Consider the following 23,640-nt stretch of genomic DNA (forward strand, 5'->3'; position numbering starts at 1 on the left):
GTTCCCGACCACGGAGAGTTTTCGGGATAGGCTCGCCGACGTCTTGCCCGCGCTCTGTCCCGGGCCCGCTGCGATCTTCAGGGGGGTTTGGGTGTCCGACTCGTTTGTGCACCTCCACGTGCACACCGAGTACTCGATGCTCGACGGCGCGGCGAAGCTGAAGGACATGTTCGCCGAGTGCGAGCGGATGGGCATGCCCGCCGCCGCGATCACCGACCACGGCAACATGTACGGCGCCTACGACTTCTACAAGCAGGCGACCGCCGCGGGCATCAAGCCGGTGATCGGCATCGAGGCGTACATGGCCCCGGACTCGCGCTTCAACAAGAAGCGCGTGCTGTGGGGCGACCCCGGCCAGAAGGCCGACGACGTCTCCGCCAGCGGCGCCTACACCCACCAGACGATCTGGGCCCGCACCAACGAGGGCCTGCACAACCTGATGAAGCTGTCCAGCCGGGCCTCCACCGAGGGCCAGCTCGGCAAGTGGCCCCGGATGGACTCCGAGCTGATCTCCACGCACTCGGCGGGCCTGATGGCGACCACCGGCTGCCCGTCCGGCGAGGTGCAGACCCGGCTGCGCCTGGGCCACGAGAAGGAGGCCTTGGAGGCCGCCGCCAAGTGGCGCGACATCTACGGCGCGGACAACTTCTTCGTCGAGCTCATGGACCACGGCATCGAGATCGAGCGCCGGGTCCGCGACGGGCTGCTGGACATCGCCAAGAAGCTCACCATCCCGTTCGTGGTGACCAACGACTCGCACTACACCTACGCCGAGGACCGCGAGGCGCACGAGGCGTTGCTGTGCGTGCAGACCGGCAAGACGTTGCAGGACCCCAGCCGGTTCAAGTTCGACGGCACGGGCTACTACCTGAAGTCGCCCGAGGAGATGCGCGCGATCGACTCCTCCGACGCCTGGCAGGAGGGGTGCCGCAACACCCTGCTGGTGGCCGAGAAGGTCGACACGACCGGCATGTTCGCCTTCCAGAACCTGATGCCGCGCTACCCAGTGCCCGACGGCATGACGGAGGCCGACTACTTCCGCGAGCAGGTCTGGGAGGGCATGCGCCGCCGGTTCCCCGACGGCGTGGACGAGGTCCACCGCAAGCAGGTCGAGTTCGAGATCGACGTCATCCTCCAGATGGGCTTCCCGTCCTACTTCCTGGTGGTCGCCGACTTCATCAACTGGGCCAAGGCCAACGGCATCCGCGTCGGTCCCGGCCGTGGTTCCGCCGCGGGCGCGCTGATCGCGTACGCGATGGGCATCACCGACCTCGACCCGCTGGCGCACGGCCTGATCTTCGAGCGGTTCCTCAACCCCGACCGCGTCAGCCCGCCCGACATCGACATCGACTTCGACGAGCGCCGGCGCGGTGACGTGATCCGGTACGTCACCGAGAAGTGGGGCGTCGACAAGGTCGCCCAGGTGATCACGTTCGGCACGATCAAGGCGAAGGCCGCGATCAAGGACTCCGCCCGCGTGCTGTACGGGCAGCCGGGCTACGCGGTGGCCGACCGCATCTCCAAGGCCATGCCGCCCGCCGTGATGGGCAAGGACATCCCGCTGTCGGGCGTGTTCGACCCGGCGCACAAGCGGTACTCCGAGGCCGCCGAGGTGCGCGCGCTGTACGAGACCGACCCGCAGGTCAAGGAGATCATCGACACCGGCCGCGGCCTGGAGGGGCTGATCCGCAACGCGGGCGTGCACGCCTGCGCGGTGATCATGTCCGCGGAGCCGCTGACGGACCACATCCCGGTCTGGATGCGCCCGCAGGACGGGTCGATCATCACCCAGTTCGACTACCCGACGTGCGAGACGCTCGGCCTGCTGAAGATGGACTTCCTCGGCCTGAGCAACCTCACCACGATCGACGACGCGCTGAAGAACATCGAGCTCAACGGCAAGGGCAAGGTCGACATCTCGACCGTGCCGCTGGACGACCGCAAGACCTACGAGCTGCTGGGCCGCGGCGACACGCTGGGCGTGTTCCAGCTCGACGGTGGCGCGCTGCGCGACCTGCTGCGCCTGATGCGCCCGGACAACTTCGAGGACGTCTCGGCCGTCATCGCGCTGTACCGGCCGGGTCCGATGGGCGCGAACTCGCACACGAACTACGCGCTGCGCAAGAACAAGCAGCAGGAGATCGTGCCGATCCACGAGGAGCTGCGCGAGCCGCTGGCCGAGATCCTGGACACGACCTACGGCCTGATCGTGTACCAGGAGCAGGTCATGGCGATCGCGCGGAAGGTGGCGGGCTACTCGCTGGCCCAAGCGGACCTGCTCCGCCGCGCGATGGGCAAGAAGAAGAAGGAGATCCTCGACAAGGAGTACGAGGGCTTCGAGGCGGGCATGATCGCCAACGGCTACTCGCCGGAGGCGATCAAGACCCTGTGGGACATCCTGGTCCCGTTCGCCGACTACGCGTTCAACAAGGCGCACTCCGCCGCGTACGGCCTGATCGCGTACTGGACGGCCTACCTCAAGGCGAACTACCCGGGCGAGTACATGGCCGCCCTGCTCACCACGAACTCGGACAACAAGGACAAGTCGGCCGTCTACCTGGCCGAGTGCCGCCGGATGGGCATCACCGTGCTCCCGCCGGACGTCAACGAGTCGGAGCGGGAGTTCGTCGCGGTCGGCGACGACATCCGGTTCGGCCTGGGCGCGATCCGCAACGTCGGCGCGAACGTGGTCGACGCGATCATCAAGACCCGCAAGGAGAAGGGGAAGTTCGCCGACTTCTCCGACTTCCTGCGCAAGGTCGACGTGCAGGCGTGCAACAAGAAGGTCGTCGAGTCGCTGATCAAGGCGGGCGCGTTCGACTCGCTCGGCCACCCGCGCAAGGGCCTGCACATGGTCCACGTCGAGGCGGTCGACGCGATCATGCTGACCAAGAAGGAGGAGGCGCGCGGTCAGTTCGACCTGTTCGGCGACGGCGGCGGCGACGGTGACGGCGCCTCGGTGTTCGACGTGAAGATCCCCGACGAGCACTGGGAGTCCAAGCACCAGCTCACGCTGGAGCGGGAGATGCTGGGCCTGTACGTCTCCGGTCACCCGCTCAACGGCGTGGAGCAGGTGCTCAGCTCCTACTCCGACACCACGATCCCGCGCATCCTGGAAGGCGACGTGCCCGACGGCACGCAGGTCACGCTGGGCGGCATCCTCGCCTCGGTCACCCGCCGGGTGAACAAGAACGGCGAGCCGTGGGCGTCGGCGCAGCTGGAGGACCTGGCCGGTGGGATCGAGGTGCTGTTCTTCCCCAAGAGCTACATGGTCCACGGCATGTCGGTCGCGGAGGACGCGATCGTGCTGGTGAAGGCGCGGGTGGCCAAGCGGGAGGACCGGATCTCGCTGATCGCCAACGACCTGGTCGTGCCGGACCTGTCGGAGCTGGGCGCGCAGGCGTTGAAGCTCAAGGTGGCGGCCTCGCGCTGCGACCCGAAGCTGGTGACGTCGTTGAAGGAGGTCCTCTCCGCGCACCCCGGCACCACCGAGGTGCACCTGAACCTGGTCATCAACAGCAGCCGCAACACGTTGCTCAAGCTGGATGACGCCCTTCGGGTTACTCCCACCCCGTCCCTTATGGGTGATTTGAAGGCTCTGCTCGGACCGGGGTGCTTGGGCTGATCGGGTGACAAAGCCCGCGAGCGGGGACAAGAGGATGCCTCGGATCGTTTGAGTGAACAGGGTTTACTCACACGAGGAGGGGATCCCTTTGGGGGAGCAGATCGCCGGTCTCGACGTGCTGGGCGAGGACTACTTCGCCGATCCGCACGCGTTCCACGCCCGGCTGCGGGAGGAAGCGGCGGCCAGCCCGATCGTGCTGCCGCGCGGCACGCGGGCGTGGCTGGTCACCCGGTACGAGGAGGCGCGGTCGGCGCTGGCCGACCCGCGCTTCAGCAAGCACTTCGAGCGCTTCCCGGAGGTGATGGAGCGCAACCAGCTCGTCCACAACGAGCCCACGAAGTTCGACGAGGCCCTGGTGCAGCACATGCTGAACATGGACCCGCCGCACCACACCCGGCAGCGCAAGCTGGTCACGAAGGCGTTCACGGCCCGCCGGGTCGAGCAGCTGCGGCCCCGCGTCCAGGAGATCACCGACCGGCTGCTGGACGAGGCGGGGGAGAAGGGCGACGTCGACCTGGTCGACGCCCTGGCGTTCCCGCTGCCCATCACGGTCATCTGCGAGATGCTCGACGTGCCGCTGGACCGGCGCGACGAGTTCCGCGTGTGGTCCAACGCCCTGGTGGGCGGCGGCACGGGTGACCCCCAGGCGCTCCAGCAGGCGGGCGCCAACATGGCGACCTACCTGGCGGAGCTGGTCGAGCACAAGCGGGCCAACCCCGGCGACGACTTCTTCTCGGCGCTGGTGCACGCCGACGACGAGGGCGACCGGCTCAACCCGATGGAACTGATCGCGATGGCGTTCCTGCTGCTGGTCGCCGGGCACGAGACGACGGTCAACCTGATCGCCAACGGCGTGTTCCACCTGGCGCGCCACCCGGACCAGCTCGCGAAGCTGCGCGCCGACCGGACGCTGCTGCCGGGCGCGGTGGAGGAGGTCCTGCGCTTCGAGAGCCCGGTCAACCAGGCCACGTTCCGCTACACCAACGAGGACGTGGAGCTGGGTGGCGTGGTCATCCCGAAAGACAGCGTCGTGGTGGTGTCGCTGTCGGGCGGCAACCGCGACGGGTCGAAGTTCCCGGACCCGGACCGGTTCGACATCGCCCGGCACACGGCGGGTCACCTCGCGTTCGGGCACGGCATCCACTTCTGCCTGGGCGCGCCGCTGGCCCGGATGGAGGGCGAGATCGCCATCGGGTCGCTGTTCGACCGGTTCGACGTCACCGTGACCGCCGAGGAGGACCGGCTGCGGTGGAGGCCGGTCACGCTGATCCGCGGCCTGGAGTCGCTGCCGGTTAGCCTGACCCCTCGTGGACCGCGATGAGCTGCTGAAGCTGGACCAGGCGCACGTCTGGCACCCGTACGGCCCGATGCCGGGCACCCACGAGCCGCTGGTGGTCTCCTCGGCCGAGGGTGTCCGGCTCCGGCTGGACGACGGGCGCGAGCTGGTCGACGGCATGTCGTCGTGGTGGGCCGCGATCCACGGCTACCGGCACCCCGTGCTCGACGCGGCGGTGCGCGACCAGCTCGGCCGGATGAGCCACGTGATGTTCGGCGGCCTGACCCACGAGCCCGCGGTGGCGCTGTCGGCGCGGCTGGTGGAGATCACGCCCGAACCGTTGCGGCACGTGTTCCTGTGCGACTCGGGGTCGGTGTCGGTCGAGGTCGCGATCAAGATGGCGTTGCAGCACTGGCGCTCGCGGGGGCGGCCGGAGAAGCGGCGGCTGCTGACCTGGCGCGGCGGCTACCACGGCGACACGTTCCAGCCGATGGCGGTGTGCGACCCGGAGGGCGGGATGCACGCGCTGTGGCGGGGCGTGCTGCCCGAGCAGGTGTTCGCCCCCGCTCCGCCGCGCGAGCTGGAGACCGCGTACGTGCAGGAGCTGGCGGACCTGATCGAGGCGCACGCCGGTGAGCTGGCCGCGGTCATCGTGGAGCCGGTGGTGCAGGGCGCGGGCGGGATGCGCTTCCACGACCCGCGCTACCTGCACGTGCTGCGCGAGCTGACGCTGGCCCACGACGTGCTGCTGATCTTCGACGAGATCGCCACCGGCTTCGGCCGCACCGGCGAGCTGTTCGCCGCCGACCACGCCGGGATCAGCCCGGACATCATGTGCCTGGGCAAGGCCCTGACCGGCGGCTACCTGTCGATGGCGGCGACGCTGTGCACGTCACGGGTGGCCGACGGCATCTCGCGCGGCGAGGTGCCGGTGCTGGCGCACGGGCCGACGTTCATGGGCAACCCGCTGGCCTCGGCGGTCGCGCTGGCGTCCACCGACCTGCTGCTGGGCCAGGACTGGCGGTCGTCCGTGCGGCGGATCGAGGCCGGGTTGCGGGAGGGCCTGGCGGGCGCGCCCGGCGACGTGCGGGTGCTCGGCGCGATCGGGGTCGTGCAGTTGGACCACCCGGTGGACCTGGCCGCCGCCACCGCCGCGGCCGTCGACCGGGGCGTGTGGTTGCGGCCGTTCCGGGACTTGATCTACACCATGCCGCCGTTCGTCAGCACGGACGACGACGTGGCCGCGATCGCGGCCGCCGTGGTCGCCGCCGCCGAGGCGTCACGTGCGCAGCAGGGTTGAGCCCCACACGAGCAGCAGGGTCGCGTAACCGACGCAGATCCAGCCGACGGCCTGGCTGCTCGGCTCCTCCTTGTGCCCGGCGAGCTTGTTGACCAGCAGCCACCAGCCCAGCGCGACCACGCCGAGCGCGAGCGGCGTGGCGACCACCCCGTACGCGCTCGCGTACGCGCCGGCCCAGAAGTCCACCGGCAGGGAGATGTCGTTGGCGTAGCTGGAGGGCACCATCATGCAGGCGACCCCCGACCACACCCAGGCGGTGGTGCCGAGCGCCTGCGCGGTCGCGGGCCGGGCGGTCTTCTCGTTGATCGCGTAGACGCCCCAGGCCAGGAAGGCCCCGCCGCCGAACAGCCAGCCGGCGACCGTGGACACCACCGGCACTCGGCCGACCGCCGCGCCCAAGGCGGGCAGCACGGCGCCCCAGAGCGCGAAGTGACCCACCACGACGGCGGTGATGCCGCCCAGGGCGACGAGGACCTGCGACCCGTTGCCCAGGCGGGTGAACCAGTTCAGCCGCTTGTCCGCGACGGCCCGCTTCTGCCTGGTCGCGCTTCGCGCGGCGTGACGCGCGCGGAAGTCCTCGGCCCAGGCCTCGCTGCGCTGCACCTGGGCCGCCGCCTGGCGCCGCTTGCGCCTGCCGTTCTTGCCCACGTCAGCCGTGGACCGCGGCGGCGAGTTCGGTGTCGGTGGGCTCCACCAGGACGCGGCCGTCGGGCAGCACGACCACCGGGATGTTCTTGCGCCCGCCGGCGATCTCGATCGCCTTGTCGCGCGCCGCCTCGTCGTGTTCGACGTCCACCTCGGTGAAGGGGACTTCGTGCTCCCGCAGCCACGCCTTGGCCCGCCGGCAGTCGCCGCACCAGTTCGCCCCGTAGAGAACGATCTCACTCATAGCGGTGACTGTAGAACGCGGAGGACCGCGACGCTCCGTATACGCCTAGGGTGAGTGGCCGTGAGCGTCCTCGTGATCACCGGCACGGGCACCGAGGTCGGCAAGACCGTGGTCGTCGCCGCCCTGGCGGCGTTGGCCGCGGCCGACGGTCGACGGGTCGCCGTGCTCAAGCCGGCCCAGACCGGCGTCGCCGACGACGAGCCGGGAGACCTCGCCGAGGTGGTCCGCCTCGCCGGCCCCGTCACCACGCGTGAACTGCGCCGATACCCCGAACCGCTGGCACCGGCCACGGCCGCGCGCCGGTCCGGCCGGCCGACCCTGCACCCCAGCGAGGTCGCGTCGGCGGCCGTGGCGCTGGACGAGACGCACGACCTCGTGCTGGTCGAGGGTGCGGGCGGGCTGCTGGTCCGGTTCGACGACGCGGGCTCGACCATCGCCGACGCGGCGTGGGCGCTCAACGCGCCGGTGCTCATCGTCGCGCACGCGGGCCTGGGCACGTTGAACATGACCGCGCTGACCGCCGAGGCCCTGCTGCGGCGCGGCCTGGAGTCCGTCGGCGTGGTGGTGGGCCGTTGGCCCGCCGAGCCCGACCTGGCCTGCCGCACCAACCTGGTCGACCTGCCGGAGGCCGCGGGCGCGCCGCTGCTGGGCGTGCTGCCCGACGGCGCGGCGGGGCTGGGCCGGGCCGAGTTCGTGGAACGGGCCAGGGAAGGACTGTCGCCGTGGTTCGGCGGCACGTTCGACCCGGAGAAGTTCGCCGCTCCGCACCCCTGCTGACGCGTTCGGCCCCGGTGGAACGAACCAGTGACGCACATCGCTGGGGCGGGCCCGGTTCCGTGCGGCAGACTGCACGGCGGACCACCGCCGGAGTTGACGAGGAGAAGTCGTGACCGCAGCCCCCGAACAGGTCGATGTCCTCGGCGTTGCCCGCGAGCAGGTGCTGGAGCAGGGCGTCGGGCTGTCCGAGGAGCAGGTGCTCGAAGTCCTCCGCCTGCCCGACGAGCGCATCCCGGAGCTGCTGGAGCTGGCGCACGCGGTGCGGATGCGCTGGTGCGGCCCGGAGGTCGAGGTCGAGGGCATCGTGTCGCTCAAGACCGGCGGCTGCCCCGAGGACTGCCACTTCTGCTCGCAGTCCGGCCAGTTCCCCTCGCCGGTGCGCTCGGCGTGGCTGGACATCCCCGGCCTGGTGAAGGCGGCCCGGCAGACCGCGGCGACCGGCGCGACCGAGTTCTGCATCGTCGCGGCCGTGCGCGGGCCGGACAAGCGGCTGCTGTCCCAGGTGCGCGACGGCATCAAGGCGATCCGCGAGGACGGCAACGACATCCAGATCGCGTGCTCGCTGGGGATGCTCACCCAGGAGCAGGTGGACGAGCTGGTGGAGATGGGCGTCCACCGCTACAACCACAACCTGGAGACGGCCCGCTCGCACTTCCCGAACGTGGTCACCACGCACTCGTGGGAAGAGCGGTGGGACACGCTGAAGATGATCCGCGCGGCGGGCATGGAGGTCTGCTGCGGCGGCATCATCGGCATGGGCGAGACGCTGGAGCAGCGCGCCGAGTTCGCGGTGCAGCTGGCCGAGCTGGAGCCCGACGAGGTGCCGCTGAACTTCCTGATCCCCAACCCGGGCACGCCTTACGAGAACTACCCGGTGGTCGAGGGCCCGGAGGCGCTGCGGACCGTCGGCGCGTTCCGGCTGGCCCTGCCGCGCACGATCCTGCGCTTCGCCGGCGGCCGCGAGCTGACCTTCGGCGACCTCGGCGCGAAGCAGGGCATGCTGGGCGGCGTCAACGCGATCATCGTCGGCAACTACCTGACCAACCTCGGCCGGCCGGCGCAGCAGGACCTCGACATGCTGACCGAGCTGTCCATGCCGATCAAGGAACTGAGCAAGACGCTGTGACGACTGGGCTGGGTGCGGTGACCTACTGCGGTTTTTGCGGCAAGGAGCGCGCGGAGGGCGACCACACCGCGTGCGCGTCCCGGCTGGGCGTGATCGACCCGCCGCGGTTCTGCGCGCAGTGCGCGCGCCGGATGGTGGTGCAGGTGACACCGGCCGGGTGGACGGCCACGTGCAGCCGTCACGGCGAGATCGCCTCCGCGCGGTAACCTGCCCTGCATCTGGTCACGGGTGCAGGGAGGTCGTCGGGTGGCGGAGCAACCGGTGGACGAGCGGGCGACGCCCGTTCGGGTGCCACCCGCGCCGGCGTTCGAGTACTACTACGTGGTGCAGCGGCCGCGGGTCGTGGTGAAGCGCGACCTGCTGCCCGCGTTCTCCGTGCTGTCGGCGATCTCGCTGTTCGGGTTGCCCGTGGGCTGGTTGTGGGCGCGGCTCGCGCCGCCGCAGAACGTCGTCGCGCAGCAGGACGGGTCGCTGATCCCGGTCACCGGCGAGAGCTACCACCGGCTCGACGGGCTGATGCTGTTCGTGCTGATGGGGCTGGGCGCGGGCCTGATCACGGGCATCGCGGTGTGGTTGCTGCGGGAGCGGCGCGGACCCGTGGTGATGCTCGCGGCCACGCTCGGCGGAGCCGTGGCGGCCTACCTGGCGCAGCTGACCGGCACCGGCGCGGCGGGCAGCCGGTACGCCGTCGGCTCCGCGCCCGAGGTGGGTGACGTCGTCGCCCTGGCCCCCGTGCTGGAGACGTGGTGGGGCGTGCTGGCGTGGCCCTTGGGCGCGGCGCTGGCGTACGGCTGCCTCGCCGCGTGGAACGGTCTGGACGACCTCGGCCGGCGGCTCGGCTAGAGCCGGTAGGCCGTGTCGGGCACGTCGGTGACGAACATGTGCCCCGGCGCGTGGGTGATCGCGAACGGCGGCTTCGACGCCATCACGGCCGCCTGCGGCGTCACGCCGCACGCCCAGAACACCGGCACGTCGCCGTAGTGCGGGACGGTGCGGTCGCCGAAGTCCGGCCGGTCCAGGTCCGCGATGCCCAGCGCGGCCGGGTCGCCCACGTGGACCGGCGCGCCGTGCACGGCGGGCATCACCGCGGTCACCGCCCTCGCCGTCTCCACCAGGTCGGCCGGGACGTAGCGCATCGAGACCACCATCGGGCCGTGCAGGCGGCCCGCCGGGCGGCACTCCCGGTCGGTCACGTACATCGGCACGTTGACCCGCTGCTCGACGTGCCGCAGCGGGACGTGCGCCCGCTTGAGCGCGGACTCGAAGGTGAAGCTGCACCCGATGAGGAACGCGACCAGGTCGTCGCGCCAGTGCGCGGAGGCGTCGGTCGGCTCGTCGACCAGCTCGCCGTGCTCCCAGATCCGGTAGCGCGGCAGGTCGCGGGCCAGGTCGGCGCCGTCGGCGAGGACCGTCGAGGTGCGGCCCGGGTCGGTGACGTCCAGGACCGGGCACGGCTTGGGGTTGCGCTGGGTGAACAGCAGCACGTCGTAGGCCCAGTCCGCGGGCACCGCGATGAGGTTGGCCTGGGCGTGCCCGTCCGCGAGCCCGGCCGTCGGACCGTCGTGGCCGGCGCGCACCTGCGCGGGTGTCATCGTCGTCATCGCAGTTCCACGCCTTTCGTCTCGGGGAGGCCGAGCAGCGCGAGGACGGCGATGCCGTAGCCGACCGCGCCGAAGATCATCGCGCCGCCGACGCCCATGCTGCCGGCCAGGAAACCCACCAGGGTGGGGAAGAACGCGCCGACGCCGCGGCCGAAGTTGTAGGTGAAGCCCTGGCCGGTGCCGCGCAGGGCGGTCGGGTACAGCTCGGCGAGGAACGAGCCGAAGCCGCTGAAGATCGCCGACGTGGTGAACCCGAGCGGGAACGTGACCAGCAGGATCAGGCCGTTCGCGCCGGCCGGGATGGTGGTGAACAGCACGATCAGGACCGCGCTGAGCAGGGCGAACAGGGTGAACGTCCGCTTGCGGCCGAGCCGGTCGGTCAGGTAGCCGCCGGTGAGGTAGCCCGCGAACGCGCCGCTGATCAGCAGGGCCAGGTAGCCGCCGGTGCCGACCACGCTGAGGCCGCGTTCGGTCTTGAGGAACGTCGGCACCCAGCCGGCCAGCGTGTAGTAGCCGCCTTGGACGCCGGTGGCCAGGAGCGCGGCGAACAGCGTGGTGCGGCCCAACTCGCCCCGGAAGACGTCCCGGACGCGGCCCTTGGCGGGGCCTTTCTCCAGCGCCCGTTCGGCCCGCGGTGCGTCCTTGACGTTGCGGCGGACGTAGAAGACCAGGATCGCGGGGATCGCCCCGGTCCAGAACAGCACGCGCCAGGCCACGTCCTGCGGCAGGAAGCTGAACACGGCGGTGTAGACGACGACGCTCAGGCCCCAGCCGACGGCCCACGAGCTCTGGATGAACGCGACCGTGCGGCCCCGGTACCGCGGCTTGCAGTACTCGGCGACGAGGATCGCGCCCGCCGCCCACTCGCCGCCGAAGCCCAGGCCCTGCAGGGCGCGGCAGACCAGCAGCATCTCGTAGCTGGTGGCGAAGCCGCACAGGACGGTGAACACGGCGTAGGTGACGACGGTGATCATCAGGGTGCGGACGCGGCCGATGCGGTCGGCGAGGACGCCCGCGATCGCGCCGCCGAGAGCGGAGACGACCAGGGTGACGGTGTTGAGCAGGCCCGCTTCGCCGGTGGTGATGCCGAAGTGGGCGGTGATGGCGACCAGGCCCAGTGGCAGGACCTGGTAGTCGTAGGCGTCCAGCCCGTAGCCGCCGAACGCGCCGACGAACGCGCGCTTGCCGTTGCGGCCCAGGGCGTGGAACCAGGCGAACGGGCCTCGGTCTTCCTTGGTGGGGTCGATGTCCGTGGTGCTCATGTCGGGGTCACCTCGCAGCCGTGAGGATGTGCCGTGGCCCCATGGTAGGGGATTGTTGAACAATCCCACTATCCGTCAACCGCGTGAGTCGTCCCCTCGCGTCGCGCGTGTCCTACGTTCGGAACGTGCGTGTCCTACGTTCAGGACCCCCGAGTTGAACGCTCAGGCGTCGATCGCGCCCTTGCGCCGGTCGTAGTCGGGGTAGAACTTGCGGATCAACGCGGACGTCTCGGCGTAGTCGAGTTGGCCCGACGTGGGCTGGTGGCCGATGAACGTGTAAGTCAACCGGGAGCCGAGCGCGGGGAAGAAGATGCGCGACGCGGTACCGATCCCGCCCATCGCGATCACGATCATCCCGGTGTCGCCGGAATTCACCAACAATGACGCCAGCGTTTTCACGTCCGCCGGCCCCGTCGCCATCGTGGAAATCTTCACGATGTCCGCACCGACCTCTTTCGCGCCACGCACGACGGCATCGAGTTCACCGATGTCGGGCGTGTGGTCGAAATTGTGGTACGACACGATCGCGAGCGCGTCGTGCGCGTGCGCCGCGGCCACCACGTCGGCCACGATGCCCCGTGACGACAGCTCCACGTCCACGGCGTCCACCAGGGGCGCGACCTCGCGGAACAGGCCGAGCCGGGCCTCCTCGCCCCCGCTCCACCCACCGCCCTCCGCCGCCGAGCGCACGGTCGCCAGCACCGGCAGCCCCTCGAATGCCCGGACCTGCGCCAGCACGTGCCCGACGTCGGTCCGGGAGAACCGGTCGATGCGCAATTCGGCCACGTCGACCCCGGCCGAACGGGCCTGCGCGGCCGCCCGCTCGCTGTCGTCGTCGGAGAAACTCACCGCGATCAGGGGCACGTCGAGTGCGAGCAGCGCGCGCAGGTCATTCATTCGCCGGATCTTACACCGCGCACCTGGGTGGTCAGTTGCGATGAGGCAGGTGGCCCAATTCCGACAACGGCGCGGGCACGGCGCTCAACGCGTCGAGAATGCCCGCCTCGCGGTGCAGCACTTTGCGCACCATGCGCAGCCGCCGCGCCGGCGAGGTCTCCTCCAGCAGCCGCTGCCGGTCCTCCAACGTCAACAGGCAGTCCCCGGCCAACGCGTACGCCAGGTCGGCCAGGTCGGTGTCGGGTCCGGGCGGCCTGCCCACGCTCTGGTACGCCGCCTCGCGGTACCGCCCGTGCGCCGCCCGGGCGCTCTCCGCCAGCAGCGGCAGCACCGCCTCGACCTCCGGCGGCGCGGCGGTGTCGGGCAGCCACTGCACCGACGCGACCAGGTACGGCGCGCTGCCCTCGTCCACCTCCAGCAGCCGGAACCGCTTGCCGCCCCTGGTGGTCAAGTCGAACCGGCCGTCCGGCAGCCGCCGCGCCTCCTGCAACACCGCCGTGCACCCGACGTCGGACAGCGTCTCGACGTTCTCCGCGCCGACCTCCCACCCCTGCTTGATCGACACCACGCCGAACGTCCGCTCCGGCACCGCGCCCGTCACCAGGTCGACGGTCAGCTGCCGGTAGCGCGGCTCGAACACGTGCAGCGGCAGCGACGCCCCGGGCAGCAGCACGGTGCCCAGCGGGAAGAGGGGGAGCGTCGTCGTCACGAACCCAAGCTACGGGTGGACGGTGGCCGCAGCACGGCGAACGGATCGGTGACCCGCATCTCGCCCGACACGAACCGGAACAGCGCGGCGGGCCTGCCGCCGGAGGGTCCCGGCTGCACGGTCCCGCCGGTCGGCTCCAGCAGCCCCCGCCGCGACAGCACGCGTTGCAGGTTGGTCGCCGACACCTGGTAGCCCAACGCCGCCGAGTACAGCGCGCGCAGCGCCGAGATGGTGAACTCCGGCGGTGCCAGGGCGAAGCCCAAATTCGTGTACGACAGCTTCGACGCGAGCCGGTGGCGGGCGCGGCGGCAGATGGCCTCGTGGTCGAACGCGGTCGCGGGCAGCGCGTCGACCGGGTGCCAGGCGGTGTCGGCCGGCACCACCGGGTCGATGTGCGAGGGCACCAGGCCGAGGAACGCGGTGGCGACCACCCGGGGGCCGGGCACCCGCGTGGGGTTGCTGAACACGGCCAACTGCTCGACGTGTGACAACTGTCGCACGTCGACCTTCTCGGCCAGTTGACGGCGGATCGAGGCCTCGACGTCCTCGTGGCCGCCGAGCCCGCCACCGGGCAGCGACCAGCGGTGAGCGTGCGGTTCCCGAGCGCGTTGCCACAGCATGACCTGGAGTGATCCGGCTCTCACCTGGAGCACCGCGGCCAGCACCTCATGTCCCGCCAGTCCCACCGGCTGATAGTATCGGCGACGTTTTCGACCGTTAGGCGAAAACCTGGCTCAAGGGAGGAACCCATGGTCGCTACCGCCTACGTGGAGCGAACCTCGGACGGCGCCTACGACGGGATCGCGCCGGACGCCGCATGGCGGGAGGAGGTGCTGGAACTGGCCCGCCGGCGGGACGCGGTCATCCTGGCGCACAACTACCAGCTGCCCGAGATCCAGGACATCGCCCACCACACCGGTGACTCCCTGGCGCTCAGCCGCATCGCGGCCGCGAGCGACGCGTCCACCATCGTGTTCTGCGGCGTGCACTTCATGGCCGAGACCGCGAAGATCCTCGCGCCGCACAAGACGGTCCTCATCCCGGACGAGCGGGCGGGCTGCTCACTGGCCGACTCGATCACCGGCGAGCAGTTGCGCGCGTGGAAGGCCGAGCACCCCGGCGCGGTCGTCGTGTCCTACGTCAACACCACGGCCGAGGTGAAGGCGGAGACCGACATCTGCTGCACCTCGTCGAACGCGGTGGACGTGGTGCGGTCGATCCCGGCCGACCAGGAGGTGCTGTTCCTGCCGGACCAGTTCCTCGGCGCGCACGTCAAGCGCGAGACCGGTCGGGAGAACCTGCACATCTGGGCGGGCGAGTGCCACGTGCACGCGGGCATCAACGGCCCCGAGCTGGCCGAGCGCGCCGCCGCGAACCCGGAGGCCGACCTGTTCATCCACCCCGAGTGCGGCTGCGCCACCTCGGCGCTCTACCTCGCGGGCGAGGGCACCGTCCCGGCGGAGAAGGTCAAGATCCTCTCGACCGGCGACATGATCACCGCCGCGCGGCGGACCAGCGCGAAGTCGGTGCTGGTGGCCACCGAGATCGGCATGCTGCACCAGCTGCGCCGGGCCGCGCCGGAGATCGACTTCCGCGCGGTGAACGACCGGGCGTCGTGCCGGTACATGAAGATGATCACGCCGGCCGCCCTGCTGCGGGGGCTGCGCGAGGGCAAGGACGAGGTGCACGTGGACCTGGAGACCGCGAAGCGGGCGCAGGGCGCGGTGCAGCGCATGATCGAGATCGGGCAGCCCGGCGGCGGGGAATGAGCACGCCGCTGTGGGAGGCCCGCGCCGACCTGCTGGTCGTCGGCACGGGCGTGGCGGGCCTGACGGCGGCGCTGCGCGCGCGTGAGCTGGGGCTGCGGGTCCTGGTGGTGACCAAGGTCGCCGAAGAGGACGGCAACACCCGGTGGGCGCAGGGCGGCGTGGCCGTCGTGCTGCCCGGTGAGCACGACGAGGGCGACACGGTCGACGCGCACGTGCGCGACACGCTGGTCGCCGGGGCCGGGCTGTGCGACGAGGCCGCGGTGGCGGCGATCATCGCGGGCGGGCCGGCGGCCGTGGCGCGGTTGCGCGAGCGCGGTGCGGTGTTCGACGCCGCGCCGACCGGTGGGCTGGCCCGCACGCGGGAGGGCGGGCACAGCGCGTTCCGGGTGGTGCACGCGGGCGGTGACGCGACGGGCGCGGAGGTCGAGCGCGCGCTGTTGGCGGCGGCGTCCGACGGGCGGGTGCCGGTGCTGGAGAACCACGTCGCGGTGGACGCGGTGCGCACGCCGCTCGGCCAGGTGTGCGGCCTGCTCGTGCTGGACGGCAACGGCGTGCCCGGCGTGCTCAGCGCGCCCGCCGTGCTGCTGGCCAGCGGTGGTCTCGGCCAGCTCTACCAGGCCACGTCCAACCCCGAGGTGGCCACCGGCGACGGCCTGGCGCTGGCGTTGCGGGCGGGCGCGGTGGCGGCGGACGTCGAGTTCGTCCAGTTCCACCCGACCGTGCTCTACACCGGGCGCGGCGCGCGTGGCCGCTGCCCGCTGGTCACCGAGGCGGTGCGCGGCGAGGGCGCGGTGCTGGTCGACGCGACCGGCGCGCGGGTCATGCGCGGCGTGCACCCGTTGGAGGACCTGGCCCCGCGCGACGTGGTGGCCGCGGCGATCACCCGGCACATGGCGGGCGGGCCCGGCGGCGTGGACGACCACGTGTTCCTCGACGCCACGGGCATCTCCGACTTCGCGCGCCGGTTCCCGACCGTGCACGCGGCCTGTCTGGCGGCGGGCGTCGACCCGTCGGGCGAGCCGATCCCGGTGGCGCCGGCGGCGCACTTCGCGTGCGGCGGCGTGGTGTCCGATGTGGACGGACGAACGGGGGTGACCGGGCTGTACGCGGCCGGTGAGGTGGCCCGTACGGGGCTGCACGGCGCGAACCGGTTGGCGTCCAACAGCTTGCTCGAAGGACTGGTCGTCGGCACGCGGGCGGCCGAGGCGGTCGCGGCGGACCTGGCGCTGGGCGTGCTGGCCAAGCCGTCGGCGTCGGCGGTGGTCCGGTTGCCGACCGCGCCGGTCGCCGACCGCGACTCGTTGCAGCGCGTGATGTCGCGGTACGCGGCGATCGGCCGTGACGCCGAGGGCCTGGCGGTGGTCGGCTCGGTGCTCGACCTGTCCACTGTGGACCGCGAGCTGGACAGCAGGCGGCTGGTCGAGGACGCGGCGCTCACCGTGGCCGCGCGGGCGTTGATCGCGGCGGCGGCGCAGCGCGAGGAGTCGCGCGGCTGCCACGTGCGCACCGACTTCGCCGAGCGCGACGACGTGCGGTGGCAGCGCGGCCAGGTGATCCGGCTCAACCCGTCCGGCCAGCCGGTGCTGGCGGACCAGGTGGTGGCGAGGGGAGTGGCGTGAACCCGGAACTGGATCTGGACGACGCGCGTCGCGTGATCGCGACCGCGTTGGAGGAGGACCTGCGCTACGGCGCGGACGCGACCACCGAGGCGACCGTGCCCGCGGACGCGGTGGCCGTGGCGGAGCTGACGCCCCGCGCGGCCGGTGTGCTCGCGGGCATCCCGGTGGCGCTGGAGGTGTTCCGGCAGGTCACCGACGTGGAGGTGCTGGAGCGGCGCCGGGACGGCGACAAGGCCGTGCCCGGCGAGCCCGCGCTGGTGCTGCGCGGCCCGGTGCGCGGCCTGCTCACCGCCGAGCGCACCGCGTTGAACCTGCTGTGCCACCTGTCCGGGGTCGCCACGCTGACCGCCGCCTGGGTGGACGAGGTGGCGGGCACCAAGGCACGCGTGCGCGACTCCCGCAAGACCCTGCCGGGCCTGCGGCTGCTGGAGAAGTACGCGGTGCGCTGCGGCGGAGGCGTCAACCACCGGCTCGGCCTGGGCGACGCGGTGCTGATCAAGGACAACCACGTGCGGGCCGCGGGTTCGGTGCGGGCGGCGTTGGCGGCCGTGCGCGCCCACTCGCCGCACCTGCCGTGCGAGGTCGAGGTCGACTCGCTGGACCAGCTGGACGAGGCCGTCGCCGAGGGCGCGCAGCTCGTGCTGCTGGACAACTTCACCGCCGCCGAGTGCGCGGAGGCGGTGCGCCGGGCCGGCGGTGTCTCGCTGGAGGCGTCCGGCGGCCTCACGCTGGACGTGGCCAGGTCCTACGCCGAGACCGGCGTGGACTACCTGGCCGTCGGCGGCCTCACGCACTCCGCCCCGGCGCTCGACCTGGGCCTGGACCTGCGCTGACCGGACGGGAGGGAGCGCGCCCGCGCCCGGGGCACAGGCGCGGGCGCGCCCTGTTCAGGAGTCGCGCCGCTTGATCTGGTCGTCGCGCTCCACGTCCACCCGTTCCTTGCGCACCTCGCCGCGCACGTGCTCCTGCTCGGTCACGGTCTGCTTGTCCAGCCGGACCTTCTCCACCGGCGTGGTCCTCTTCTCGACCACCGGCTCCTGGCGGCGCAGCGTCACCTCCGCCTCCTCCTCGGCGAACGCGCGGTCGGTCGGCGCGCCTTCGGCGGGCTCGCGCACCACGCGCACCTCTTCGTGCGACACCGGCACCGAGATGTCCTTCTGCTCGGTCACGGTGTGCTTGACCAGGCGCACGCGGCCCGCCTCGACGTCACGGGTGCCGACGTCCAGCTCCTCCTCGTAGCGGGTGACCGAGTCGCCGCGCGCCTCGTGGCGGCCGTGCTGACCGGCCGACGCGGTCTGGTCGGCGACGGGTCGGCCGGTGGCGGTCTCACCCGCGGCGGCCTGGCCGCGCACGTTGCCGCGGCCCTCGGGCCTGGTCTCGCCGGGCATCCCGCCACCGCGCATCTCGCCGCGGGTCAGGCCGGAGGTCCGGCCGGCGCCCGGCATGGGCGTGGGCTTGGTCTCGCCGCGCCCGCGTCCCGGCAGCCGGTCGTGGTCGCCGGTGCGGTGCGAGGGGATCAAGCCGTAGTACGCGTACAGCTCGTCCTGCTGCTTGTCGGACATGTGCTCGTCGGAGACGTCGATCCGCGGCGCGTCCTTGACCTGCTGCTTGTCCACGGGCACGGTGATGACGCCGTTGCCCAGTGTCGCGTCCTGGATCGGTACGAACGACTCCTTGAGGCCGAACAGGCCGGTGTGCACCGAAGCCCACATCGGCCGCCCGTCCCGGTCGTCGAGCCAGACCTGCTTCACCGAGCCGATGCGCTCACCGTGCTCGTCGATCACTTCGCAGTCGTACAGGCGGTCCACTTCGGCCTGATTGATCATGGCCGGGTCCCTTCGCGTGTCGTTGTACGTCCCGGGGAAGGCTTCCCGGCGCGAAGGGCCACCTATTCGGCCGCCACCCGTTCGTGTGAGGCAACGTCCCGCGAAAGAACTTCAGAGTCGGCGGTTCGCCAGCACCGGCAAGGTTTCCCTCACCCGCGTGACACTCTCCGTGTCCACTTCGGTCAGGATCAGGCCCGGCTCGCCCGCCAACTGCTCGACCACCTCGCCCAACGGCGAGGCCACCGTGCTGAAGCCGATGCCCGTCGGCGCGCCGCCGTGGTCGGCCCGAGGGTCGGCCTGGGCGCAGGCCAGCACCCACGACGTGCAGTCCAGCGCGCGGGCGCGCACCAGCAGCTCCCACTGCTCCCGCTTGCCCGGTCCCGCGCCCCAGGACGCGCACACCAGCACGGTCGTCGCGCCCCGGTCGGCCAACGCCCGGAACAGCTCCGGGAACCGCACGTCGTAGCAGGTGGCCAGGCCGAACGTGACGCCGTCGACCTCGACGGCCACCGGCGCGGAGCCGGGCGCGACCGTGCGCGACTCGGCGAAGCCGAACGCGTCGAACAGGTGGATCTTGTCGTAGCCGACGTGGTGGCCGCCGCCGGTGACCAGCAGGGTGTTGGCCACCCGTCCGTCCGGCGCGGGCGTGAACATGCCCGCCACGACGACCACGCCGTGCTCGTCGGCGACGGTCCGCACCTCGCTCGCCCACGGGCCGTCCAACGGCTCGGCCACCGGGCCGAGGGGCACGCCGAACCGGCACATCGTGGCCTCCGGGAACACCACCACGCGCGCGCCCTCGGCCGCGGCGCGGCGGGTGTGCGAGCGCACCAGGTCGAGGTTCGCCGCCGGGTCGCTGGACGAGGTGATCTGGCACAGGGCGACACGCATGAGGTCCACTCTAGGTAGTGTCGGGTCTCGTGCGCTCCCTCCTGCCCCCGCTCGTCCTGGCCGCCGTGCTCGCCGCCGCGGGGTGCACGGGCACGACGACACCGAGCGCCGAGGGCACGTCGGACAACAGCGCGCTCGTGCTGGCCGACCCGCTGGAGCCGACCACGCTGAACCCGCTGCTCGGCTACGGCCGCGAGGGCGTCTCCAAGCTGTACGACGGCCTGGTGGAGCACCGCGCGGACGGCTCGGTGCGGCCCCAGCTCGCCGCCGAGGCGCCCACGCCCGCGCCGGACGGGCTGAGCTGGACCGTCGAGCTGCGCGGGGGCGTGACGTTCGCCGACGGCACGTCGTTCGGGCCCGAGGACGTGGTGGCGACCTACCGGGCGCTGCTGGACCCGGCGTCCGGTTCGACGGAGCGGGCCGCCTACGCGGAGCTGACCGGCGTGGAGCAGCTCGACCAGCACACGGTCCGGTTCACGTTGGCGCGGCCGTGGGCGGCGTTCCCGCACACGCTGGTGCTCGGCATCCTGCCCAGCGAGGCGCTCGGCGGGCCGTTGCGCGACGTGCGACCGGTCGGGACGGGCCCGTACAAGCTGGTGGAGTGGCGCAAGGGCGACCGGATGGTGCTGGAGGCCAACGCGTCGTACTTCGGCGGCGAGCCGAAGATCCGCAAGCTGACCGTGGTGTTCGTGCCCGACGACAACACGCGGGCGCAGCGGATGCAGGCGGGCGAGTTCGACGGCACGGAGCTGCCGCCCCGGTTGGCGGCGTCGTTCGGCGGGGCGAACGGCATGAGGGTGATCACCCACCGTTCCGCCGACCTGCGCGCGGTCACGCTGCCGAGTGGCGCCGTGACGGGTGACAGCGCGATCCGGATGGCGTTGAACCACGCGGTGAACCGCAAGGGCATGGTGGACAACCTGCTCGGCGGCAAGGGCACGGTGGCGAGCACGCCGGTGCCGGACGCGCTGCCGGAGTTCGTGGAGCCCGGCGCGGAGTTCCCCTACGACAAGGCGCTGGCCGAGCTGCTGCTGGACCAGGCGGGCTGGGTGCGCGGCGCGGACGGCCTCCGGGCGCGGGACGGCGTGGTCGCCCGGTTCACGCTGATGTACCCGATCGGCGACGTGGTGCGCGCCGACCTGGCCACCGCGTTCGCCGCGGACGCCAAGGCCGTCGGCATCGACGTGCAACTGGCCGGGCTGGGCTGGGACGCGATCACGCCGAGGCTCGGCGTGGACGCCCTGCTGCACGGCGGCGGCACGCCGTTCGACCCGGACCTGATGACCTACCGGCAGTTGCACGCGCCCAACCCGTGGGGCTACTCGAACCCGCAGGTCGACGCGGCCCTGGACACCGGCCGCACGCTGCTGGACCCGGCGCAGCGGGCGGCGGCGTACCGGCAGTTCCAGCGGGCCTACGTGGCCGCGCCGGGCATGGTCGTCCTGGCCGCGGTGCAGCACACGTACGTGGTGCGGGAGAACTGGAACGGCTACCAGGAGGTCGTGGACCCGCACGTGCACGGCGCGTTGTCGTGGGGCCCGTGGTGGAACCTGGAGAAGTGGACGCCCCGCTAGGCCCGTTCTTGTTGCATGCTGGTGGCGATAGTGGCGCTTCCACCAGCCCAAGGGGACGCAGTGACGATCTTCCTCGACTCAGCCGGTTCCTCCCTGCCACCGCGTGAGGTGCTCGACGAGGTGATCGGCCACCTGCGGCGGGAGGCGGAGGTCGGCGGGTACGTCGCCGCGCGGGAACGCGCCGACGACATCGAGGCCGGGTACGGGGTGTTCGCCGAGCTGCTGGGCGCGTCGCCGGACGAGATCGCCTTCACCGACAGCGCCACCAGGTCGTGGCTGACCGCGTTCGACGCCGTGCCGCTGGCGGCCGGCGACCGGGTGCTGTTCAGCGAGGCCGAGTACGCGGGCACGGCCATCCCGATCCTGCGCCGGGCGCGGGAGGTCGGCGCGACGGCCGAGGCGGTGCCGTCCGACGAGTTCGGGCAGGTGGACGTGGCCGCGCTCAAGGAGATGCTGGACGAGCGGGTCAAGCTCGTGTCCCTGGTGCACGTGCCGACCAACAGCGGCCTGGTCAACCCGGCCCGTGAGGTCGCCGACGCCGCCCACGAGGTGGGCGCGCTGGTGCTGCTGGACGCGTGCCAGTCGATCGGGCAGATGCCGGTGCGGGCCGACGAGCTGGGCGTCGACCTGATCTCGGGCACCGGCCGCAAGTGGCTGCGGGGGCCGCGCGGCACCGGCGTGCTGGTGGTGCGCCGTGACGCCGCCGCCCGGATGAACCCGCGGCTGGTCGACCTGCACAGCGCCGAGTGGGTCGCGCCGGACGAGATCCGGCTGCGGGACGACGCGCGGGTCTACGAGATCTGGGAGAGCAGCGTCGCCGACCGCCTGGGGCTCATCGCGGCGGCGAGGTACGCGCTGGCCAAGGGCCTGGACGTGATCGAACGGGAGGTCGGCGAGCGCGCGGGTCGGCTGCGTGAGGGGCTGGCCGCGCTGCCGGGCGTCACGGTCCGCGACCCGGGCGTGCGCAAGGCCGGCATCGTCACGTTCACCGTGGACGGCGTGCCGGCCGCCGAGGTGCGCGACCGGCTGGCCCGCGACGGCGTCACGGTCACCGTCAGCAGCGCCTCGTCCACGCTGTTGGACATGACCCGGCGCGGGCTCGCCGAGGTGGTGAGGGCGTCACCGCACTACTTCGTCGAGCCCGCGCGGGTCGATCAGGCCGTGGCGGCCGTCAGCAGGTGCGCCCGGTGATGCGCGGGACGCAGTCGGAGTAGTCGAGGAACAGCTGCACCGCCGTGTCGTTGCGCGAGGTCTGCGTTCCGATCACGGTGTCGCGCGGGTAGAAGCCGCTGGTGCCGCTCGCCGACGCCGGGTACATCTCGAAGGTGTAGCTCCAGATCTTGTGCGCGGCCCACATCCAGTCGTCCACGCTGCCGTCGGTGATGTACAGGTCGCTGGCCTGCTGCGGCGTGTAGCCGTTCAACGCCGCCATCCGCTTGCCCATGGTCTGGAAGACGTTGGCCTCGGTGGCGTCCAGGCCCGCGGCGGTGTCGTTGTAGGTGTAGCCGTAGGGCCACAGGATCAGCTCCGAGAACGTGTGCCAGTCGATGTGCGACTTGATCTGCTGCACACCGCCCACCACGCGGGTGTTCACGAAGTCGCGGACCCGGGCGGTCTCCGGCGCGGAGAACGCCGACGGACCGCGGTAGGTCTCGCTGGACCCGCTGCCGCTGGAACCGCCGCAGCAGCCCCACTGGTAGCCCCAGTTGCGGTTCGGGTCGGTGCCGGTCGAGGTCGAGTTCGGCTGCCGGTTCTTGCGCCACGCCCGGAACGAGCCGGTCGCGATGTCGTACTCGGCACCGTCGGGGTTGACGCTGGGGATGACCCAGATCTCCCGGCTGTCGACCGCGCCCTTGATGGCCGAGTTGGACGCGTAGTTGTCCGTGTACCGCTTGATGATGTGCAGGCACATCTCCACGGTCAGGTGCTCCCGGGCGTGCTGGTTGCAGGTGAACAGCACCTCGGGCTCGGCCTCGTCGACCGTCGGGTTGTCGCTGATCTTGATCATCCACAGGTCGCGGTTCTGGTACGACTTGCCGATGCTGCGCAGCGTGACGAGGTTCGGGTGGTCGCTCACCGTCTGGTTGAGCTCGGCGACCATCTCGGCGTAGTTGTGGTAGCCGGTGTAGCCGGACGGGAAGTCCAGCGTGCCGAGCCCGGGGTCGGCGAAGTCCGCCTTGCCCAGGCCCGCGAGCTGGGCGTCCGCGTCACCGGAGGCCTTCATCGGCAGACCCGTGGCCCGCAGCAGCCACTGCTGGCGGGGTTCGGCGATCACGGTGAGCGTGTCGCCGCTCTGGCCCAGGACGTCGACGCCGGTCCGGGCGACCTTGGTCCGCGCCTCGGGCGTGGGTGCGGTCACCTCGAACACGGTCCGCTCGGTGGGTTGCGCGGTCGCCGTCTGAGCCGACCCGGGGTGCGCGGGGAGCACCAGGGCCACGCTCGCGACCAGCGCGGCGGCCACGAGGCCGCGCCGCTTGGTGAACATCAAGCCTCCATCAT

22 protein-coding genes are annotated in these 23,640 nt (G+C 71.8%); 12 read left to right on the forward strand and 10 right to left on the reverse strand.

The features are described 5' to 3' along the window. Positions 1-91 precede the first annotated feature (91 nt). The 3 genes from dnaE to LZG04_RS03165 all read left to right on the forward strand — a co-directional run bounded on the left by dnaE (position 92) and on the right by LZG04_RS03165 (position 6,201). Complete coding sequence (gene dnaE / locus LZG04_RS03155) at positions 92-3,625, forward strand: DNA polymerase III subunit alpha (RefSeq protein WP_233812885.1); 3,534 nt, start codon at positions 92-94, stop codon at positions 3,623-3,625. Positions 3,626-3,713: 88 nt separating this feature from the next. Then, a complete protein-coding gene (locus tag LZG04_RS03160) occupies positions 3,714-4,946 on the forward strand; it encodes a cytochrome P450 (protein WP_233812887.1) in 1,233 nt (410 codons plus the stop codon). After that, positions 4,933-6,201: an adenosylmethionine--8-amino-7-oxononanoate transaminase gene (locus tag LZG04_RS03165; protein WP_233812889.1), complete on the forward strand. Its 1,269-nt coding sequence runs from the start codon at positions 4,933-4,935 to the stop codon at positions 6,199-6,201. The genes LZG04_RS03160 and LZG04_RS03165 overlap by 14 nt, the downstream gene beginning before the upstream one ends. Here the strand turns inward: LZG04_RS03165 and LZG04_RS03170 are convergent. Beyond that, entirely contained in the window at positions 6,181-6,849 is a 669-nt protein-coding gene (locus tag LZG04_RS03170; protein ID WP_233812891.1) for a hypothetical protein, read from the reverse strand. The two genes, LZG04_RS03165 and LZG04_RS03170, sit on opposite strands and share 21 nt — an antisense overlap. 1 nt (position 6,850) lies before the next feature. Next, complete coding sequence (locus LZG04_RS03175; RefSeq protein WP_233812893.1) at positions 6,851-7,090, reverse strand: glutaredoxin family protein; 240 nt, start codon at positions 7,088-7,090, stop codon at positions 6,851-6,853. A gap of 60 nt (positions 7,091-7,150) precedes the next feature. Here LZG04_RS03175 and bioD point away from each other — a divergent pair, with 60 nt between their 5' ends. The 4 genes from bioD (at position 7,151) to LZG04_RS03200 (ending at position 9,836) form a co-directional block, all read left to right on the forward strand. Then, positions 7,151-7,867 (forward strand): dethiobiotin synthase, encoded by a 717-nt coding sequence (gene bioD, locus LZG04_RS03180; RefSeq protein WP_233812895.1) that lies wholly within the window; start codon positions 7,151-7,153, stop codon positions 7,865-7,867. Positions 7,868-7,976: 109 nt separating this feature from the next. Then, positions 7,977-8,993 carry a biotin synthase BioB gene (gene bioB, locus LZG04_RS03185; protein ID WP_233812897.1) on the forward strand — a complete coding sequence of 339 codons (1,017 nt, stop codon included), beginning with the start codon at positions 7,977-7,979 and terminating at the stop codon, positions 8,991-8,993. After that, a complete protein-coding gene (locus LZG04_RS03190; RefSeq protein ID WP_233812899.1) occupies positions 8,990-9,199 on the forward strand; it encodes a hypothetical protein in 210 nt (69 codons plus the stop codon). Before bioB ends, LZG04_RS03190 begins: the two co-directional genes overlap by 4 nt. A gap of 40 nt (positions 9,200-9,239) precedes the next feature. Then, entirely contained in the window at positions 9,240-9,836 is a 597-nt protein-coding gene (locus LZG04_RS03200) for a DUF2567 domain-containing protein (protein WP_308198928.1), read from the forward strand. Here LZG04_RS03200 and LZG04_RS03205 read toward each other — a convergent pair. The 5 genes from LZG04_RS03205 to LZG04_RS03225 all read right to left on the reverse strand — a co-directional run bounded on the left by LZG04_RS03205 (position 9,833) and on the right by LZG04_RS03225 (position 14,148). After that, the gene (locus LZG04_RS03205) at positions 9,833-10,594 is read right to left on the reverse strand and encodes a putative hydro-lyase (protein ID WP_374202783.1); all 762 of its coding nucleotides are present in this window, start codon (positions 10,592-10,594) and stop codon (positions 9,833-9,835) included. The two genes, LZG04_RS03200 and LZG04_RS03205, sit on opposite strands and share 4 nt — an antisense overlap. Continuing rightward, the gene (locus tag LZG04_RS03210; RefSeq protein WP_233812901.1) at positions 10,591-11,856 is read right to left on the reverse strand and encodes an MFS transporter; all 1,266 of its coding nucleotides are present in this window, start codon (positions 11,854-11,856) and stop codon (positions 10,591-10,593) included. The genes LZG04_RS03205 and LZG04_RS03210 overlap by 4 nt, the downstream gene beginning before the upstream one ends. Before the next feature lie 162 nt (positions 11,857-12,018). Then, the gene (locus LZG04_RS03215) at positions 12,019-12,753 is read right to left on the reverse strand and encodes a type I 3-dehydroquinate dehydratase (protein ID WP_233812903.1); all 735 of its coding nucleotides are present in this window, start codon (positions 12,751-12,753) and stop codon (positions 12,019-12,021) included. A 31-nt stretch (positions 12,754-12,784) separates the two neighbouring features. Then, the gene (locus LZG04_RS03220; protein ID WP_233812905.1) at positions 12,785-13,462 is read right to left on the reverse strand and encodes an LON peptidase substrate-binding domain-containing protein; all 678 of its coding nucleotides are present in this window, start codon (positions 13,460-13,462) and stop codon (positions 12,785-12,787) included. Next, complete coding sequence (locus tag LZG04_RS03225) at positions 13,459-14,148, reverse strand: NUDIX domain-containing protein (protein ID WP_308198929.1); 690 nt, start codon at positions 14,146-14,148, stop codon at positions 13,459-13,461. The genes LZG04_RS03220 and LZG04_RS03225 overlap by 4 nt, the downstream gene beginning before the upstream one ends. Positions 14,149-14,211: 63 nt before the next feature. On the opposite strand from LZG04_RS03225, the gene nadA reads away from it, so the two are divergent. Genes nadA through nadC form a run of 3 tightly spaced genes read left to right on the forward strand, consistent with a single transcriptional unit; the run spans position 14,212 to position 17,683 of the window. Next, positions 14,212-15,231, forward strand: a complete 1,020-nt coding sequence (gene nadA / locus LZG04_RS03230) for a quinolinate synthase NadA (RefSeq protein ID WP_233812907.1) — start codon at positions 14,212-14,214, stop codon at positions 15,229-15,231. Next, positions 15,228-16,850, forward strand: a complete 1,623-nt coding sequence (locus tag LZG04_RS03235) for an L-aspartate oxidase (RefSeq protein ID WP_233812909.1) — start codon at positions 15,228-15,230, stop codon at positions 16,848-16,850. The genes nadA and LZG04_RS03235 overlap by 4 nt, the downstream gene beginning before the upstream one ends. Then, a complete protein-coding gene (gene nadC / locus LZG04_RS03240) occupies positions 16,847-17,683 on the forward strand; it encodes a carboxylating nicotinate-nucleotide diphosphorylase (RefSeq protein ID WP_233812911.1) in 837 nt (278 codons plus the stop codon). The genes LZG04_RS03235 and nadC overlap by 4 nt, the downstream gene beginning before the upstream one ends. Before the next feature lie 54 nt (positions 17,684-17,737). Here the strand turns inward: nadC and LZG04_RS03245 are convergent, their stop codons facing one another. Together LZG04_RS03245 and LZG04_RS03250 are read right to left on the reverse strand one after the other, a co-directional pair. Beyond that, on the reverse strand, positions 17,738-18,676 hold the full coding sequence (locus LZG04_RS03245) for a DUF2382 domain-containing protein (protein WP_233812913.1): 939 nt from the start codon (positions 18,674-18,676) through the stop codon (positions 17,738-17,740). Positions 18,677-18,787: 111 nt separating this feature from the next. Further along, positions 18,788-19,567: a carbon-nitrogen hydrolase family protein gene (locus LZG04_RS03250; RefSeq protein ID WP_233812915.1), complete on the reverse strand. Its 780-nt coding sequence runs from the start codon at positions 19,565-19,567 to the stop codon at positions 18,788-18,790. Positions 19,568-19,596: 29 nt separating this feature from the next. Here LZG04_RS03250 and LZG04_RS03255 point away from each other — a divergent pair, with 29 nt between their 5' ends. Both LZG04_RS03255 and LZG04_RS03260 read left to right on the forward strand, forming a co-directional pair. Continuing rightward, positions 19,597-21,141: an ABC transporter substrate-binding protein gene (locus LZG04_RS03255; RefSeq protein ID WP_233812917.1), complete on the forward strand. Its 1,545-nt coding sequence runs from the start codon at positions 19,597-19,599 to the stop codon at positions 21,139-21,141. Positions 21,142-21,201: 60 nt separating this feature from the next. Further along, positions 21,202-22,332 (forward strand): aminotransferase class V-fold PLP-dependent enzyme, encoded by a 1,131-nt coding sequence (locus LZG04_RS03260; RefSeq protein WP_233812919.1) that lies wholly within the window; start codon positions 21,202-21,204, stop codon positions 22,330-22,332. Here LZG04_RS03260 and LZG04_RS03265 read toward each other — a convergent pair. Then, entirely contained in the window at positions 22,313-23,626 is a 1,314-nt protein-coding gene (locus tag LZG04_RS03265) for a M14 family metallopeptidase (protein WP_233812921.1), read from the reverse strand. The two genes, LZG04_RS03260 and LZG04_RS03265, sit on opposite strands and share 20 nt — an antisense overlap. Positions 23,627-23,640: the final 14 nt, after the last annotated feature.

This window comes from Saccharothrix sp. S26, assembly GCF_021390395.1.
Taxonomy (GTDB): Bacteria; Actinomycetota; Actinomycetes; order Mycobacteriales; family Pseudonocardiaceae; genus Actinosynnema.